The sequence below is a fragment of the Halorhabdus sp. CBA1104 genome (genome assembly GCF_009690625.1).
Classification (GTDB): Archaea; Halobacteriota; Halobacteria; order Halobacteriales; family Haloarculaceae; genus Halorhabdus.
In genome coordinates this window covers 41805-57696 of record NZ_CP033878.1, presented here as the reverse complement: position 1 = coordinate 57696, position 15892 = coordinate 41805, and the positions used below count along the sequence as shown (strand labels likewise).

17 protein-coding genes are annotated in these 15892 nt (G+C 62.4%); 6 read left to right on the top strand and 11 right to left on the bottom strand.

The genetic code is table 11. The features are described 5' to 3' along the window. Window positions 1-36: 36 nt before the first annotated feature. Window positions 37-429, top strand: a complete 393-nt coding sequence (locus tag Hrd1104_RS00320) for a DUF6276 family protein (RefSeq protein ID WP_154550874.1) — start codon at window positions 37-39, stop codon at window positions 427-429. A gap of 204 nt (window positions 430-633) precedes the next feature. On the opposite strand, the gene prf1 is transcribed toward Hrd1104_RS00320, so the two are convergent. Further along, entirely contained in the window at window positions 634-1887 is a 1254-nt protein-coding gene (prf1, locus tag Hrd1104_RS00315) for a peptide chain release factor aRF-1 (protein ID WP_154550873.1), read from the bottom strand. A 205-nt stretch (window positions 1888-2092) separates the two neighbouring features. Here prf1 and Hrd1104_RS00310 point away from each other — a divergent pair, with 205 nt between their 5' ends. Beyond that, window positions 2093-2905 (top strand): AAA family ATPase, encoded by an 813-nt coding sequence (locus Hrd1104_RS00310; protein ID WP_154550872.1) that lies wholly within the window; start codon window positions 2093-2095, stop codon window positions 2903-2905. A gap of 61 nt (window positions 2906-2966) precedes the next feature. Here Hrd1104_RS00310 and argS read toward each other — a convergent pair whose 3' ends face one another. Beyond that, window positions 2967-4718, bottom strand: coding sequence for an arginine--tRNA ligase (gene argS / locus Hrd1104_RS00305; protein WP_154550871.1), 1752 nt, complete (start codon window positions 4716-4718; stop codon window positions 2967-2969). Between the two features lie 152 nt (window positions 4719-4870). Here argS and twy1 point away from each other — a divergent pair, with 152 nt between their 5' ends. From twy1 to Hrd1104_RS00290, 3 genes are all read left to right on the top strand, one after another. Then, complete coding sequence (gene twy1 / locus Hrd1104_RS00300; RefSeq protein WP_154550870.1) at window positions 4871-5860, top strand: 4-demethylwyosine synthase TYW1; 990 nt, start codon at window positions 4871-4873, stop codon at window positions 5858-5860. Between the two features lie 504 nt (window positions 5861-6364). Beyond that, window positions 6365-7066, top strand: coding sequence for a DUF120 domain-containing protein (locus Hrd1104_RS00295; protein ID WP_154550869.1), 702 nt, complete (start codon window positions 6365-6367; stop codon window positions 7064-7066). Between the two features lie 75 nt (window positions 7067-7141). Next, a complete protein-coding gene (locus Hrd1104_RS00290) occupies window positions 7142-8059 on the top strand; it encodes a branched-chain amino acid transaminase (protein ID WP_154550868.1) in 918 nt (305 codons plus the stop codon). A gap of 28 nt (window positions 8060-8087) precedes the next feature. Here the strand turns inward: Hrd1104_RS00290 and Hrd1104_RS00285 are convergent, their stop codons facing one another. The 9 genes from Hrd1104_RS00285 to Hrd1104_RS00245 all read right to left on the bottom strand — a co-directional run bounded on the left by Hrd1104_RS00285 (window position 8088) and on the right by Hrd1104_RS00245 (window position 14572). Continuing rightward, the gene (locus Hrd1104_RS00285) at window positions 8088-8729 is read right to left on the bottom strand and encodes a DUF502 domain-containing protein (RefSeq protein ID WP_154550867.1); all 642 of its coding nucleotides are present in this window, start codon (window positions 8727-8729) and stop codon (window positions 8088-8090) included. Window positions 8730-8825: 96 nt separating this feature from the next. Beyond that, window positions 8826-9074, bottom strand: a complete 249-nt coding sequence (locus tag Hrd1104_RS00280) for a hypothetical protein (RefSeq protein WP_154550866.1) — start codon at window positions 9072-9074, stop codon at window positions 8826-8828. A 241-nt stretch (window positions 9075-9315) separates the two neighbouring features. After that, complete coding sequence (locus Hrd1104_RS00275) at window positions 9316-9789, bottom strand: metal-dependent transcriptional regulator (RefSeq protein WP_154550865.1); 474 nt, start codon at window positions 9787-9789, stop codon at window positions 9316-9318. Between the two features lie 104 nt (window positions 9790-9893). Continuing rightward, the gene (locus Hrd1104_RS00270) at window positions 9894-10589 is read right to left on the bottom strand and encodes a TMEM165/GDT1 family protein (protein WP_154550864.1); all 696 of its coding nucleotides are present in this window, start codon (window positions 10587-10589) and stop codon (window positions 9894-9896) included. After that, window positions 10586-11284: a metal-dependent transcriptional regulator gene (locus Hrd1104_RS00265; protein WP_154550863.1), complete on the bottom strand. Its 699-nt coding sequence runs from the start codon at window positions 11282-11284 to the stop codon at window positions 10586-10588. The genes Hrd1104_RS00270 and Hrd1104_RS00265 overlap by 4 nt, the downstream gene beginning before the upstream one ends. Before the next feature lie 71 nt (window positions 11285-11355). Continuing rightward, the gene (locus tag Hrd1104_RS00260; protein ID WP_154550862.1) at window positions 11356-12177 is read right to left on the bottom strand and encodes a hypothetical protein; all 822 of its coding nucleotides are present in this window, start codon (window positions 12175-12177) and stop codon (window positions 11356-11358) included. 39 nt (window positions 12178-12216) lie between these two features. Next, the gene (gene ribE / locus Hrd1104_RS00255; RefSeq protein WP_195837598.1) at window positions 12217-12693 is read right to left on the bottom strand and encodes a 6,7-dimethyl-8-ribityllumazine synthase; all 477 of its coding nucleotides are present in this window, start codon (window positions 12691-12693) and stop codon (window positions 12217-12219) included. A gap of 2 nt (window positions 12694-12695) precedes the next feature. Further along, window positions 12696-13934 carry a 3,4-dihydroxy-2-butanone-4-phosphate synthase gene (gene ribB / locus Hrd1104_RS00250; protein ID WP_154550861.1) on the bottom strand — a complete coding sequence of 413 codons (1239 nt, stop codon included), beginning with the start codon at window positions 13932-13934 and terminating at the stop codon, window positions 12696-12698. Further along, the gene (locus Hrd1104_RS00245; RefSeq protein ID WP_154550860.1) at window positions 13931-14572 is read right to left on the bottom strand and encodes a riboflavin synthase; all 642 of its coding nucleotides are present in this window, start codon (window positions 14570-14572) and stop codon (window positions 13931-13933) included. The genes ribB and Hrd1104_RS00245 overlap by 4 nt, the downstream gene beginning before the upstream one ends. 594 nt (window positions 14573-15166) lie before the next feature. Between Hrd1104_RS00245 and Hrd1104_RS00240 the strand changes: the two genes are divergently transcribed. Then, window positions 15167-15577 (top strand): DUF411 domain-containing protein, encoded by a 411-nt coding sequence (locus Hrd1104_RS00240; protein ID WP_229770495.1) that lies wholly within the window; start codon window positions 15167-15169, stop codon window positions 15575-15577. Window positions 15578-15892: the final 315 nt, after the last annotated feature.

The following is a 15892-nucleotide window of genomic DNA, read 5'->3' as shown; positions in this document are numbered from 1 at the left end:
ACGTAGTTTTTTGTCGTTCAGGCACCCAGGACTGGTATGGACTGTCCGGACTGTGATGCCGCGTTACTTGCCTTTCGAGTCCCGCCGGAGCAACGGGAGTACGTACCGGGCGAACAACCGGGTGCGGCGATCTGCTCGCAGTGTCTCCGACTCCGCCCTGTCGAGGACCCGCCAGCCGAGCCGCCCGATTTCCGGGCGATCGACGATTCCTTCCCCGGGGAAACCGAAGCGGCGATTCCGATGGCACTGGTGGTCGGCCTGTTGTCCTCGCTGGCCGTCTATCGTCAGGAGATCTCGGCACTACTCGAGGTCGTCGAACGCGCCGGCGTCGATCCGCTACTCGTCGTCGACCGCCTCGCTATCGCAGAGGGCATCGAGACATCGATCGATCTCGAAGGACGACGCCGTCAACTCGAGCAGTTGCTCTGAGGGGCACCCAACTGATTGGGCACCGTAGCTTTTCAGGAGGGATGAGAACAGATGGCGTGCAGTGGCCCAGCCACTGTAACTACACCGAGCGCCCGGACGAAATCCGGTGTCGACCCCCCATTCCCACTGGCGCTTCGATGGCGCGTCGCCGGGGTGTCCCGGCGACGATCGCTACGTTCACGCTCCGATAGGGGCCGCTGGCGGTTAGATGCCGGTCGAGTAACGGAGAATGCCCGCGATGCCGCCAAAGGCCGTCAATAGCTGTTCGCCCTTCTCGAAGTCAGTCGAGACAAAGACCGTCTCGGTGCCGCGCTGTTCAGCCAGTTCGATGAGGTGTTCGATGGCGTCTTGGCGTGCTTCGACATCCATCGACTCACCGCAGGTCGAACACGTCCGTTCTGGCGGTTGTTCGTCCGGGTCGACGAGTTCGTACTCGTCGTGGTCGTTCGGACAGGCATACGAGAGAGCTTCCTTCCGGAGGTCTTCGCTGATGAGGAGTTGCTCGACCGAGCCCATGTTGAGGTTCTGTCTGGTTTGCTCGAAGCCGTAGGTCGCTAAGTCACCGTCGTGCAGTTCCTTGAAGAACTGCTCCATGACCTGCTTGTCCTGGAGGATCTCGTGTTCGGCGAGCACGTCCTCGGCAGCATCTACCAGGTCATAGAGGCCAGACTCGTCAGTGTAGGAGACGTCGAATTTCCCCAGAACCATATCCTGGAGTTCGTGATGGAGATAATCGCCATCGAGGAACTCGTCTTTGGTCGGTGAGGGACCGCCGACGAGAATGCCGTCCAGATCGTGGCGCTCGGGGACGAACAGCTCGTTTGCCATCTCGGCGACCTCCTGATAGAAGTTGTCGATAGCCTCCAAACGCAGGCGGGCGAACCGCTGGGCGGACTGGCCCCCTTTGCGCTGTTTGCCCGGGACCAGCGAGGAGGCCGACTTGACTGGGTCGACACGTTTGCCCCGCAGCCAGCCGACGTTGGCTTCGCGGCGGTCGAGAACGACCAACCCGAACAGGCCTTTGTCGGTCAGCATCTCCGCGAGGGGTTCGGTCAGAAACTCCGAGTCGCAATGATACCGAAACGACTGGATCGGCTGGGGCGGATTTTCGAGAACGCGGGTGATCATGTCCGTCCGGCCGCCACCGGTGTCGACAGCACCCGAAAACAGCACCATTCCGTTTTCGGGTGGATACGTCTCGTAGTATCGCAGTCGGTCCTTGATGCTCTTGAGGGCGTCTTGGACGTTCGTTCGGGTGTCTTTGGACTTGATATTGCTGGCCTCACTGTGTTCCTGGGTAACGTGGGCCACTACTTCGCTCACCTGCGTATCGTCCGGGACGTAGATCGTCACGAGCTGGGTACCGGATCCCCGGTAGTCTTCCAGTTCCTCGATGACCTTCCGGAACTCGTATTTCTGCCGGTCGGTCTGGTCGCCTTCCTGTTCCTGGCTACTCATTACCCGTTCTAGCCGGATGCGGGGTAAGTATCCTTTGCCCTCCAGGTTTCGCCCAGGCCGGGGCCGATCGATGCGGTCACGACCGAGGGTGGCCAGGTCAAACACCGAAGGGGTTCCCGGAGACGACAGTGCAAACGCCCTCACGCAGAAGTCTGACGGACAAACGGCTTTATATGCATGCCACGTGAGTGTTCTGACAGTAGCGATGACGGGACACGTCTTTACGATCGCTGGCGGCAAGGGCGGGGTGGGGAAGACCACGACAGCCGTCAACGTCGGGGTCGCACTCCAAGAGGCAGGCCACGACGTCGCGGTCGTCGACGCGGACCTGGGGATGGCGAACCTGGCAGCCATGCTCGACGTGGAGTACGACCATAGTCTCCACGAAGTCCTCGCCGAGGACGCGACAGTCAGCGATACCCTGACGGAAGCACCGGGCGATATCACGGTCGTACCGGGCGAACAGAGTCTGGAGGCGTTCGCCGACGCCGACCCCGCAAAGCTCAACAAGGTGATACGGACGTTGATCAACGCCTACGACGCGGTGTTGATCGACACCGGGGCGGGCCTGAGCCACGAGGCGACGGTGCCACTCGGCCTGGCAGACAGTGTCGTGTTAGTGACGACCCCGGACAGCGTCGCGATCGGGGACGCAAACAAGACAGGCGACCTCGCAGCTCGGGTCGACGGTGAGGTGATCGGCTCGATCCTGACGCGGGCGACCGATCCAAAAGACATCGACGCTGTCGCCGCCGAGATCCAGCACGACCTGCTTGCGGTCATCCCGGACGATCCGGAAGCGACGAGACGGGAACCGCACGTGCTCAACGCGCCGGACAGTCCCGCCGCCACGGCCTACCGGCGACTGGCAGCCTCACTCGAAGGTGTCCTGAGAGGCGAAGCGGCCAAAGCAGTCGTAGCCGAAGAGACGGACTGGTTCCCCACAGAAGACGACGGAGACGAGGACACAGACGAAGAGGACGAATCAGGTGGCGTTTTCGGGATTTTCAACCGCTAAGCACGCAATTTTCGTGTCACCCGTTCTCAGCCCACTTGCCGTAGCAGCGTCGCCACAATGCTTACATCGAGTCCGGCGCGGCGACGCCGAGGACGTCGAGTGCGTTCGCGATCGTCGTCTGGGAAGCGGCAACTAACGCCAGTCGCGCCTCCCGGCGATCTTCCTCGGCCTCGAGCACCGGACACTCCCGGTAGAAGGCGTTGAACGCTTCCGCGAAGTCCCGCGTGTACGTCGCGACGACGTGTGGGCGCAGGTCCTCTGCCGCCTGTTCGATCACGGCTGGGAAGCGAGCGATCTCACGCAGGAGATCACGTTCCTCGGGGGCCGATAACAGGCCAGCGTCGACCGACGCAGGAACCGCGTGTCCGGCCCCACTCGCTTCCTCGAGGATACCACAGCAGCGAGCGTGGACGTACTGGACGTACGGGGCCGACTGGGCCTCGAAATCCAGCGCGCGATCCCACTCGAAGGTGATTCCCTTGGTCGGTTGTTTGGCGACGATATCGAAGCGAACGGCCCCGATGCCGACCTGGTGGGCGATCCGATCGAGGTCTTCCTCGGTGAGGTCGTCGTTCCGGAGACGGTCGTCGAGTCGGGATTCGACCTCCTCGCGAGCGCGGTCGATCGCCTCGTCGAGCAGGTCGTCGAGGTCGATCCCGGTCCCTTCACGGGTGCTCATCCCACCTTCAGGGAGGTTGACCCACGAGTAGAACACCTGATCGAGACAGTCAGTATCGTGATCGAGCAGATCGAGCGTCGCCGAGAGCTGGTCGGCCTGGAGCTTGTGATCTTCCCCGAGTACCGTCACGGCCCGATCGTAGTTGTCGAACTTCCACTCGTGGTGGGCCAGATCGCGGGTCGTGTACAACGAGGTACCGTCCGACCGCAGGAACACGAGGTTCTTCTCGAAGTCCGGAAGGTCGAGTTGCCAGGCATCGTCCTCGTAGACGGCACACTCCAGGTCCCGGAGACGCTCGACGACGTCGTCGGTCGAGTCGTCACGCATGAACCGAGTTTCCTTGACGAATCGGTCGAAGGCGGCTGGCAACCGCTGGAGCGTGTCGCGCATGCCGCTCAAGACCGTATCGACGACCTCGCTGACCCGTTCGTAGGTTTCCTCGTCGCCATCCTCCAAGCCCTGGAGGATCGCCTGGATCGCCTCCTCGGCGGCCTCACGGTCGGCCTCGTCGGCGTCTTCGAGGTAGGTGTTGCCTTTCCGGTAGTACCGGACCATCTCGTATTCGGGCGAGTTCCGTTCGGGTTCGGGCAACTCTGCTTCGTCGAACGTCTCGTAGGCCCAGGTGAACAACGCGAGCTGACGGCCAGCGTCGTTGACGTAGTAGTGGGTCTCGACATCGTTGCCGGCGTACTCAAGGACGCGGGCCAGTGCGTCGCCGACGATCGGGTTGCGCGCGCGCCCGACGTGGACCGGGCCAGTCGGATTAGCACTGGTGTGCTCGACGACGAGCGAGTCACCGGTCGCGGGCAAGCGCCCGTATTCGTCGTCCTGGGCGGCTTCGAGGGTTTCCTCGAAGTACGTCTCTGCGGGCAGGAAGTTGACGTACGGGCCTTGGGTCTCGATGCTACCCAGGTAGGCGTACTCCGTCGGGTCGATCGTTTGGGCGATGTCGGCAGCGATCTTTGGCGGGGGCGAACCGGCCGCCTCGGCCAGCCGGTAGGCGACGCTAGATGCGATCACCGCGGGGACATCCTCGGGCGGGCGTTCGATCCCGAGATCGTCAACGGGGAGATCCAGCGTCGCGAGCGCGTCTTCGAGCGCGTCGGCCGCCGACGCGCGGAACTCGCGGAACATACCTCTGTTTCCCCATCGGCGACTATAGGGATTACGAGATGGGTGAAAGAGTCCCGGATGTCCCAAACGCTCACGCCGACGGGTCCCAGACAGGTGCCACGCCGTTGTGGGTATCCGTATCCTTATCCGGATCGGCAGGCTATCGGGCGTCGATGAGCGATCAGGCCCGCCAAGTCTCCGATCCCGACTACCACAGCGAGGGCCACACTGCTGCCCAGACCTGCGGGTGGACCGACAACGCCCTCCAAGGTGAGGGCCAGTGCTATAAGTACGCCTTCTATGGCATTCGGTCCCACCGGTGTATCCAGATGACACCCGTCGTCCGGTGTAACGAGCGCTGTGTCTTTTGCTGGCGCGATCACGCCGGTCACACCTACGAACTCGACGACGTACAGTGGGACGACCCCGAAGCGGTCGTCGACGCCTCGATCGCCCTCCAGCGGAAACTCCTCTCGGGCTATGGCGGCAACAGCGAGGTTCCCAGAGAGCGCTTCGAGGAGGCGATGGAGCCACGCCACGTTGCGATTTCCCTGGACGGCGAGCCAACACTGTACCCCCACCTGCCGGAACTGATCGAGGCCTTTCACGACCGGGGCATTACGACGTTTCTCGTCTCGAACGGCACCGATCCCGAGATGCTGGCGAAGTGTGAGCCCACCCAACTGTACGTCTCCGTCGACGGGGCCGATCGGCGGACCTTCGACGATGTGGTCAAGCCCGTCGAGGACGAGGCCTGGGGGCGGTTGATCGAGACGCTGGACGTCCTCGCCGCGAAGGACGACACCCGGACGGTCCTCCGGACGACGCTGATCGACGGCTACAACATGCATCGACCGGCGTGGTACGCCGGCATGGCCGCACGCGCGGATGTCGACTTCTACGAGCTAAAGGCCTACATGCACGTCGGCCACTCCCGGGGCCGACTCGACCGATCGGCGATGCCCGACCACGCCGACGTGATCGATTTCACCGAGGCCGTGGGCGAGCATCTGCCCGAGCACGACGTCATCAAAGAGTCGGCCGATTCTCGGGTCGCGATGCTGGCCCGCAAAGAGGACACCTGGGTGGAGAAACTCGCACCCGAGAGTGACTTCTGGGAGCAGGAAGCGGCCGACTGGACGCCGAAAGGCGGGCGGCCCTGAGATCAATATAGCGGAAGTATCGACCAAGCAGATCACGGAGCCCTGAACGACGAAAATCGGCTACTGCATAGAGAAACTGCATCGGCATACCACTGATTCACGCGAAAATCCCAAACTATACTATCACAACGTCGGCACTATGGCGCATGCCCTCCCCCGATTCGCAGCCCAACTGGACGCGTCCGGAATACGTCGCAACTGTCGTCGGTGTCCTCGCTACGGGCGCTCTCGTGTTCTACAGTTCGCTCGCGCAAACTGGCCCGACCGTTGATGAGATTCTGTTTGTTGTATTAGGTATCACCGTTCCCATGACCATCGCTTACGAGGTGGCTCGTCGGTGGCCGTGACCGATACGCGCCCGATACCTTGCTGCTAGTTGACTGAACTCGGAAAATGAGTGAGCGAGTAGACGAATGCGACGGAACTCCCGAGAAAACCGTCCGTGAGAACGCCCGCCGCCCGATCCCGGTGTGCTTATCCGTCGCCCCGGCCAACCGTCTGGCGATGGTCGAACTCCCGGACGAGGACATCGGGTACGCCGAACTGGCGACGCTGAAGCTGTTGGCGCTGGCCGGGGCCGTCGACGGCGACGCCAAGATCTCCTGTGCCGGGCTGGCGTCGAAACTCGACGCCTCGAACCAGACTGCATCCCGCCGGTTGCAGCGGCTCGAAGATGGGGGCCTGCTGGCCCGGGAGATCGTCAGCGACGGCCAGTGGGTCCGGGTGACCGACGACGGCGAACGGCTCCTTCAAGAGGAGTACGCCGAGTATCAACGCATCTTCGAGCACGGCATCGGCGTAACGCTGTCGGGTAGCGTCTCCAGTGGCATGGGTGAGGGTCGACATTACGTCTCGCTATCGGGCTATCACGACCAGTTCGTCGAAAAACTGGGCTACGAACCCTATCCAGGGACGTTCAATCTGGATCTCGACGACCGCAGTGCGCGCGCCCGAGCGCGGATGAACGCGCTGGATCCGGTCGAGATCGAGGGCTGGGAAGACGGGGACCGGACGTACGGGCCGGCGTACTGTTACCCGATCACCCTAGAGAGCGAAAGTGCAACCTACGAGAACGCCCACGTCATCACGCCCGAACGCACCCACTACGACGACGCCGAACTGGAAATCATCGCCCCGGGCCAACTCCGGACCGTTCTCGACGTCGAAGACGACGACGTGGTGACAGTCCACGTCCACGAGCGGTAACGAGAGATTGCAGTAGGTAGTTCCGCCGCCAGCGAAGCGTGAAGACTCTTAACGGAGGGGTCCTAGGAGGGGCGTATGAGTTTCGACGACATGGACGTCGGGACGATCTGGATGGACGGGGAATTCGTCGACTGGGAAGACGCCCAGGTGCACGTCCTCACGCACGGTCTGCACTACGGAACCGGCGTCTTCGAAGGGGTCCGGTGTTACGACACCGAGAACGGGCCGGCAATCTTCCGGTGGGACGAGCACCTCGATCGGCTCTATCAGTCGGCAAAGCCCTACGACATGGAGATCCCGTTCGAAAAGGACGAACTCACCGAGGCCACGATCGAGTTGATCGACCGCGAGGATCTCCCGTCGTGTTACATTCGCCCGATCGCTTTCTACGGCTACGACATGCTCGGGCTGGATCCCGGCGACGCGCCGGTCAAGGTGTCGATCGCCGCCTGGCCGTGGGGGACGTATCTGGGTGAAGACGCCCTCGAAGAAGGCGTCGACGTGGCAGTCTCGTCCTGGCGAAAGTACGCCTCCAGCCAGATGCCGACCAACGCCAAGACCACGGGGACGTACGTCAACAGCGTGCTGGCGAGTCTGGAAGCCGACAGCAACGACTACACCGAGGCCATTCTGCTCAACAAGGACGGCCAGGTCGCCGAAGGACCGGGCGAGAACCTGTTTCTGGTCCGGGACGGCGAGATCTACACGCCCGGCCTCGCCGAATCGAACCTCGACGGCATTACACGCCGGACGGTGATCGAGTTGGCCAAAGAGCAGGGTTATACAGTCCACGACGACGCGACGATCTCGCGAGGTGAGCTGTACACAGCCGACGAGCTGTTCTTCTCTGGCACCGCAGCAGAAGTGACGCCGATCCGGAGCGTCGACGACGTCGAAATCGGGACCAAAGGTCCAGTCACCGACGATATCCAGCAGACGTTCTTCGATGTGGTCGAGTCGGGCGACCGCGAGGAGTGGTTCACGTACGTCTAAAGCGGTCTCGCTGCCTCGAAAACACCGATCAAGACGAGTCGCTTTCGGCTAGTTCTTCGACGTCGATCTGGGCCGCCTGTTCGTCACTCTCGCCGAATCCAGCCGAGAGGATCCGTGTGAGTGCTTCCTCGACGCGCTCGTCGGTCTTCGTATACTGCTCGGGTTCAACCTCGATGACGAAGCCAGTCGTGATGTTCGGGGCCGTCGGTAAGAACAGTACCTCACGCCCGTCTTCGGTCGTTTTCCCCGTCAAAAACGCGGTCATTCGCATCCCGTTCCACGGTTCGAGCTTCACCGGTGCCTGCAACTCGTCAGTCCCAGTCAAGGCAGTCTCGGCTGCCATCTTCGAGGCGTTGTAGACGACGCGAAGCCCCGGCAGTCGGTTCATCAGATCGTCGATCGCCGATTCGACGATCGCGCCGAAGGCCGTTCGCATCAGATAGCCAACGGCAAACACCAGCAAAACGAACACGACGATCGTCAAAAGCACGCCCAGGGGCTCCGGACTCAGATCGATCTCGGCACCGAAGATGAAAAACGGGTCAGGATCGATCCGGATTGGGACGGCCTTCAAGCGGTTGTACAGCCACACCAGGACGACGACCGTCACGAGCAAGGGAGCCAAGACGATCAAGCCGCTGGCGAAATCACGCTTCCACGTCGAAGCCATCGACTCATGTCTATAGGGGCATCGTAATCAGCCTTCCTGTTGGGCTCGTGACGGGCACGGACGAGTGGTCTCGATAGCGGCGACCGAAAACAGGAGTTACTCGCGCTGGTAGGCGTGGCCGACGTACAGCGTGAACACGTTCAGGGCCAGTAAGGCGAGAAACGCCGCGGCGGTCGAGGGCTGTTGCAGTCCGGAGACAAGCAGGGGCAACTGGACGAACGGGAGAGCAATCGCAGCCCAGAACGCCACGCCACGGACTGGTTCGAGCAACCAGCGTCGCGAGCGGGCGGATTGTCTCTCGGCAGGCGGTCCGCGGTCAGAGAGTGGAGGTGTTGAACCGGACATTGGGGACACCGTCTATCCAACCCATCGACCGGCATATCCTTATAGATGCCAGAGCCTTCGGGTACTTTCGGGCCGTTTTATCCTCACGAGGGCACGGAGGCAGTCATTTTATAACTGCTTCTGAGGCTCGAAGACATTTTATCGAGTGTTTTCACGCGGTTTCAGTGAGAGGGGCAGTAGCAGGCAACGTGGATACTGACGGGACCGCTCGATCGCCAGTCAGAACGCGACAGCGAATCGCTCACTGAGTAGAGATGGTCAGTTGTGGGCACTCGGAAGCCGCGCTCGCTTGGCAGTGCCGGTCACAGCCGTGGTCGACCAGCGACGCCAGGCGGTCGAGGCCTTCCACAGGGAGTTCGAAGCCGATGTGATAGGCACGGTCGACGTCGATATCGAGGCCGAGTTCGCCCTCGAAGAAGCGTTGCGTGACGCAACGACGCCACTGGAGATGGCGTGCCAAAGCCTCACCGTCCGCCGTCAGCGTCGCGCCCCGGTAGTGTTCGTGATCGACGAGCGTGCCGGCACCGAATTTCTCGATCATCTCGGTAACGCTTGCGCGACTGACGTCGAGACGTGTCGCGAGCGTGCCAGTAGCGACGCGATCGCGACCGGCCAGCGCACACCGAAACAGTCCACAGAGGTACTTGCCGCCGGTCCGCGTGATCGAGTGGTCCGAAAGCGTTACGCCGTCGTTGGTCTGTCGAGTGCTGGTCATGATGAGCCCCCCAGTCGGCTGTCACAGCGAGCCACGTCGAACTACCACGAACGGACCGATAATCTTTCGGACGATCCTCACGCGCGTAGAATGCACTCGGGGAGTCAGCCGAGCGCGAGGACGAGACTGGAGGCCCCCTCGACGATCGTCTCCCAAACGGAGACATCGACCGTGACGGCGAGAACGGTATCGGCGGCGAAGAACACGAAAATCGCCGCGCCGGCGAGGTGGGCTTTCCTGAGGTTTACCAAGTGGGCAAAGCGATGGAAGACGTAGGCGTTGAGCAGGCTGATGGGGATGATCGCCAGCATCTCGCCAACCCAGATGGCCGAGGTCGCACCGTACTGGGCTGCCAGATCGATCGTGATAAGCTGGGTCTTATCGCCGAACTCGCCGGCGGCCATCATGACGAAGATCGGCACCCAGCCGCCCAGGAGGGGCGGGACGCTGACGCCGAGGATCGACACGTCGAGATCACCCATCGCAGTGACCCCGCCATCGGTCGTGACTGACTCGGCGTCCGGTGCCGGCATCGAGCGGATCAACAGGACGGCAAACAACAGGAACAGGCCAACGGTGAACGCGTCGAGGTACAGTTCCGGGAGGGCAGTCTTGATCGCGTTCCCGAAGAGGATCTCTAATGCCGTCCAGCCGGCAAAGGCACTGCCGGCCGCCGAGACGACGACGAGCGGGTGATACCGCGTCGACAATCCGGCGATGATGAGCTGTACCTTCTCGCCGGGCAGCACCGACAGCTGGAAGGCAAAGGCGACGACGAGAATTTCGAGGTACTCGCTCACAGCCTCGGCACCTCCTCGCCGAGAGCGTCCTCGCCGGCGCCAGCCGAACGCACGTAGATCCGCTCGGCCGTCGATTCCGGAAGCTGGCGGCTGTCACACGCACATTCGAGGATATAGGTCCCGACGGGCGTGATATCGGCGATCGTCAATTCTCGGCCGGGCACGATCCCCTCCGCTTCGAGATAGCGAAGAGTCTCGGCGTCGCGTTCCCGGACACTCGCGACGACGACAGTGTCGCCTTCCCGACAGGCCGAAAGGGGGTCGACATCGGTCTCGGCGGGTGCCTCCAGATCCGCGTTCGGGATCGGCTCGCCGTGTGGGTCGACCGGCGGGTGGTCGAGTTCCTGGGCGATGCGTTCCTCGAAATCCTCGCTGATGTGGTGTTCGAGCCGCTCGGCCTCGTCGTGGACTTCCTCCCACTCGTAATCGAGGTGCTCGACGAGATAGGCCTCCAGCAACCGGTGATGGCGGATCGTCTCGATGGCGATCGCCCGCCCGTGGTCAGTCAACTCGACGCCGCTGTATTTCTCCCGCTCGATCAGGTCCTCCTCGGCCAATTTCTCCAACATTCGCGTCGCCGTCGGCGCCGTCACGGAGAGTACATCCGCGATTGCCGAGGTTCCCACCGGCGGCCCGTCCTCGCGTTCGCACTCGTAGATCGTCTTGAGATAGTCTTCCATGACAGCCGTATCCATGTTGGCCGAAGTTAGATACGTCTAACTCTTAAGCCTGCCGGATGCAAAGATAGAGTTACAGACCGAAGAACTCAGCGCCGGCCGGGAATACCGGCGCGGTCGAGGAACGGCTGGGCGTCGAGATCGAACCGCAACGCCGGCTTTCGTGTCAGCGCCACCGGATCGGCGTCGGGATCGACCAGATTCCACTCCTCGGCGATCCGATCGATGAGATAGTAGCCCGCCCGTTCGTTGCCCGGTTTGACGTACTTCTCGCTCAGACGAATGGGATCGCGTTCGAACAGTCCGCCGGGTTCCCGACCCGCGACGATGACGACGTATTTGCCCTCGGCACCGTGTCGGTCATGATAGAGAACGCCGTCCACAGCCCGTTTCGCGTGAGCGTTCTCGGCGTGTTCGGCGAGCAGTCGTCGCTGTTCGTCGCGGTCGAGACCCTCGGTACTGACGACCGACTCGACGGTGAAATAGCCGATCAGGTAGCGGTGTGGATCACCACCATCGGCAGGTGCCAGCCCGGCGTAGAACCCGACGATATCGCCCGGATCCAGGGCCTCCAGTAGCGGGACGTAGCGCTGTCTGCGGTCGACACTACCGCGGTGCTCGCCGTAGGTCATCGCCTCGAAGTTCGGGTCCCGGTGGAGCGGCCAGTCGGCGATCCGGTCGCGGTCAGTGATCCAGGACTCGTCGCGGCCGGGCGCAGGTCTGATCTTCGAAAAGAGATCGGCGGCGACACCGCCCTCGCGCAGTTCCCAGGCCCCGACCGTGTCGCGCTCGTCGGTCGCGTCCGTCTTCTCGGGGATGGGAATGTACTCGAACGTGCCGTCGTCGTACAGCGGGAGATTACGGCCGACGTTGGACTGATCGGCCCCGACGCCGGCGAGAACGACTGTCATGGGGGGAGGACGACGGCCACGCGCAAAGTTCCCGCGGCCTCAGAACTCGCCGAGCAAGTCGGCCATCTCGATGGCACTCTCGGCGGCCTCGCTGCCCTTGTTGCCCTGCTTGACGCCCGCCCGATCGATCGCCTGCTCGGTCGTGTCCGTCGTGAGCACGCCGAACGTGATCGGGACGTCTGTGTCCAGGGTCGCCTTGGCGACGCCCTTGGTAGCTTCGTTAGAGACGTATTCGAAGTGTGGCGTCTCCCCGCGGATGACCGCGCCCAGGGCTATCACGGCGTCGTACTCGCCGCTTTCGGCCATCTGCTTGGCCATCAACGGGATTTCCCACGAGCCCGGGACACGGGCCACGTCGATGGCGGCCTCGTCGGCCCCGTGACGCGTCAGCGTATCCAGGGCGCCATCGAGCAGCTTGCCCGTAATGAGGTCGTTGAAGCGGCTGACCACGATACCGAATTCGCGGCCGCTCGCGTCCAGTTCGCCTTCCAGTTCCGTCACGTCGTAGTCTGTCATGGTTAGTCGGTGTTGAAGACGTCGAGTTGATGGCCGAGCTTTTCGGCCTTGGTTGCGAGATACGATTCGTTTTCCGGATTGGGCTCGATCTCCAGCGAGTCGGTCTCGACGTCGAAGCCAAACCGCTGTAAGGCCGTGATTTTTCGGGGGTTGTTCGTCAACAGACGCACCCGGTCGAGGCCGATATCGTGGAGCATCTGAGCAGCGGCATCGAAACGCCGTTCGTCGGGTTCGAACCCGAGTTCACGGTTGGCCTCGACAGTATCGTAGCCCTCTTCCTGGAGTTGGTAGGCTTTGAGCTTGTTCAGCAAGCCGATACCCCGGCCCTCCTGGTCGAGATACAGCAAGACGCCACCCTCCTCGCTGATGCGGGCCATCGTCTCCTCGAGTTGGAAGCCACAGTCACACTTCAGCGAGTGCAACGCATCACCCGTCAGGCACTTCGAGTGGATGCGAACGAGTGGGCGGTCAGTCGCCGGATCGATATCCGCGAGGTTGGCTAAGGCGACGTGGGTTTCACCACGATACTCGTAGCCGTAGAGATCGAACTCGCCAAACTCCGTGGGGAGTCGGGTCTCGACCTCGCGGGAAACCAACGTCTCGTTCAAGTAGCGGTACTCGACGACGTCCGCGACAGTCACGATCGGCAGATCGTGTTCCTCGGCGAATGCGAGGAGACGGTCCTCGCGGGCCATCGTGCCATCGTCGTCGACGACCTCACAGATCACGCCCGCAGGCCGATAGCCGGCGATCCGGGCTAAATCGACCGCCGCTTCGGTGTGGCCGGCCCGGTCGAGAACGCCGTCGGCTCGGGCTTCCAGGGGGAACACGTGGCCCGGCTTCTCGAAGTCGGACGGGTCGCTCTCGGGATCGGCCAGCGCCTGGACCGTCTCTGCGCGGTCGTACGCCGAGATGCCAGTGCCCGTCGAGCCGGCATCGACCGAGACGGTGAAGGCGGTACCCATCTCCTCGGTGTTCTGCGAGCGGGGCACCATCTGTTCGAGCCCGAGGTCGGCAGTCAGCTCCGGGGCCATCGGCGCACAGACCAGCCCGCGTCCGTCCGTGAGCATGAAGTTGAGCTGTTCGGCGGTGGCCGCCTCGGCCGGGACATAGAGGTCACCCTCGTTTTCCCGGCCCGCCTCGTCGACGATCAAGACCATCTCGCCGGCTTCGAGTGCGGCGATCACGTCATCGATGTCGTCGTAGCGGGATCGATCGCGGTCGGAATCGACGATACTCACTGTCTGCCCTCCATTGATGCTAATTTCTCCATGAGATCACCAGAGCCGGTCTCGCCGCTGCCGGCCAGTCGTTCGAGATACCGGGCGATGACGTCGACTTCGATGTTGACCGCATCGCCGACGCTGGTCTCCCGGAGGAGCGTCTCTTCTTCGGTGAAGTCCGTGATCGAGACCCGAAAGGTTCGATCGACGTCGACGACGGTCAAACTGACGCCGTCGATAGCGACCGACCCTTTCGGGGCCAGGTACGGCAGTACGTCTGCTGGGGGCCGGATCGAATAGATCCGGGCTTTCTCTTCGCGGCGGAGATCCGTTACGACGCCAGTGCCGTCGACGTGGCCCGTCACGAGGTGGCCGCCAAGTTCGTCCGACAGCGCCAAGGCTGATTCGAGATTGACTGGGCTATCCGGGCCGAGTCCCTCCAGTGTCGTCCGCCGGTAAGTCTCGGGTGTCACTTCGACGGTGAACGTCTGGGCCGCCCGGTCGACCTCGACGACGGTCAGGCACGGACCGTTAACGGCCACGCTGTCGCCGAGTTCGGGTGCGATCTCCTCGCTGTGAATCGTCACCACTAACGCTTCTGCCCGTCGATCGATCGCCTCGACGGTGCCGACATCTTCGATTATACCCGTGAACATCGCTTGCCCCCATGACTGGATGAGTCAGTCTGCGGACGGTCCCTCCGACCGACCGTCGCCGGTCGCCGTCCGTCAGGTCGCTTCATTCCGTTCGTGCTTCGTCACACACCCCTATAAAATAATTGGAATCGATCCCAATTGTGAAGGTAGCCAGTATCGCTCGTGATTGTTGAGGGTGGGCAGCCGATAGCTGTCAGAACAGGCCGTTTCTACTACCGTCGTGCGCAGAGTGGCAACGGCAAGCCCATCCCAGGGTGGGTGGACTTGGGCGCACGTACCGTCGGCCGTCACGCGACCCACACGCTGAGACGTGCCGACAACTCCGGCTACCGACCCACACGAGGTCGCGAAATCACCGCGCTCTCACGGCCCGTTTATGTCGATCACTCTTTGGAGAAGCAGGTTCGAACCCCACGCCGTCTTTGGATTCTTGTTCCCAGATTGTGAGGACAAGCGGTGCGTATTAGACTGCATCTCCGCTACACGAAACCGATGAGACCGACACAGACTCGACGGCAGTTTCTCACAGCGGGTGGTAGCGCCGTAGCACTCGGCGTTGCCGGGTGCCTGGGATCGCCAAGCGGGGACGACACAGTGAGAGCCGACGATCGGGCCAGCGAGACACCACTGTCGGTGAGTGGCGTCAAGCAGTACAATTCACCCGGTTGTAGCTGCTGTGAACAGTACGCATCGTACCTCCGTAAGAACATCACCGGTGACGTCACCGATACGGTGCCCGCAGACATCGCCGCGATCAAGCGTGACCACGGTGTACCCGCGGAGGTCGAAAGCTGCCATACGACTCTCCTCGGAGACTACGCCGTGGAGGGACACGTCCCTGTACCAGCCATCGCGACGCTTCTCGAAGAGTCGCCGGCGATCGACGGAATCGCACTCCCAGGGATGCCACCGGGGTCGCCCGGGATGGGCGGGACAAAATCCGAACCGTTCGTCGTCGAGAAATTCGTCGACGGAGAGACAAGCGGACGCATGGGGACATTCTAACTGCGATCGCGTTCCCCCTCGCCGACCGGTCGTCGAACGACGATACTCACGACGACCGGCTCGTGTAGATCACGGATCGCAACTCGAAACCCTGGACTGGCGTAGCCCCTCGATGCCCGCTTAGTCGCTGGCCGGCACCCACGCTACTTCAGGCGGACTTTTCGTTCGCTGTATCTGTTACGTTGCCGACTGCGATCACGAACGCGAGACGCTACCGTAGCGGGTGTGAGGTATCAAAAGGGCCGCAGACACAGGGTGTCTGTTGTGGACTATGGGTGGACAACCTGTAGCTCGCGGCCACGAAATCGTTATTTA

Bases quoted from the DNA above. Each gene is read 5' to 3' on its own strand.
- Hrd1104_RS00245 (WP_154550860.1), bottom strand. From the start codon at position 14,572: ATGTTCACGGGTATAATCGAAGATGTCGGCACCGTCGAGGCGATCGAT.
- Hrd1104_RS00295 (WP_154550869.1), top strand. From the start codon at position 6,365: ATGGTCGAACTCCCGGACGAGGACATCGGGTACGCCGAACTGGCGACG.
- Hrd1104_RS00290 (WP_154550868.1), top strand. From the start codon at position 7,142: ATGAGTTTCGACGACATGGACGTCGGGACGATCTGGATGGACGGGGAA.
- Hrd1104_RS00310 (WP_154550872.1), top strand. From the start codon at position 2,093: ATGACGGGACACGTCTTTACGATCGCTGGCGGCAAGGGCGGGGTGGGG.
- Hrd1104_RS00320 (WP_154550874.1), top strand. From the start codon at position 37: ATGGACTGTCCGGACTGTGATGCCGCGTTACTTGCCTTTCGAGTCCCG.
- Hrd1104_RS00280 (WP_154550866.1), bottom strand. From the start codon at position 9,074: ATGTCCGGTTCAACACCTCCACTCTCTGACCGCGGACCGCCTGCCGAG.
- Hrd1104_RS00265 (WP_154550863.1), bottom strand. From the start codon at position 11,284: ATGGATACGGCTGTCATGGAAGACTATCTCAAGACGATCTACGAGTGC.
- Hrd1104_RS00275 (WP_154550865.1), bottom strand. From the start codon at position 9,789: ATGACCAGCACTCGACAGACCAACGACGGCGTAACGCTTTCGGACCAC.
- Hrd1104_RS00260 (WP_154550862.1), bottom strand. From the start codon at position 12,177: ATGACAGTCGTTCTCGCCGGCGTCGGGGCCGATCAGTCCAACGTCGGC.
- Hrd1104_RS00285 (WP_154550867.1), bottom strand. From the start codon at position 8,729: ATGGCTTCGACGTGGAAGCGTGATTTCGCCAGCGGCTTGATCGTCTTG.
- ribE (WP_195837598.1), bottom strand. From the start codon at position 12,693: ATGACAGACTACGACGTGACGGAACTGGAAGGCGAACTGGACGCGAGC.
- prf1 (WP_154550873.1), bottom strand. From the start codon at position 1,887: ATGAGTAGCCAGGAACAGGAAGGCGACCAGACCGACCGGCAGAAATAC.
- twy1 (WP_154550870.1), top strand. From the start codon at position 4,871: ATGAGCGATCAGGCCCGCCAAGTCTCCGATCCCGACTACCACAGCGAG.
- argS (WP_154550871.1), bottom strand. From the start codon at position 4,718: ATGTTCCGCGAGTTCCGCGCGTCGGCGGCCGACGCGCTCGAAGACGCG.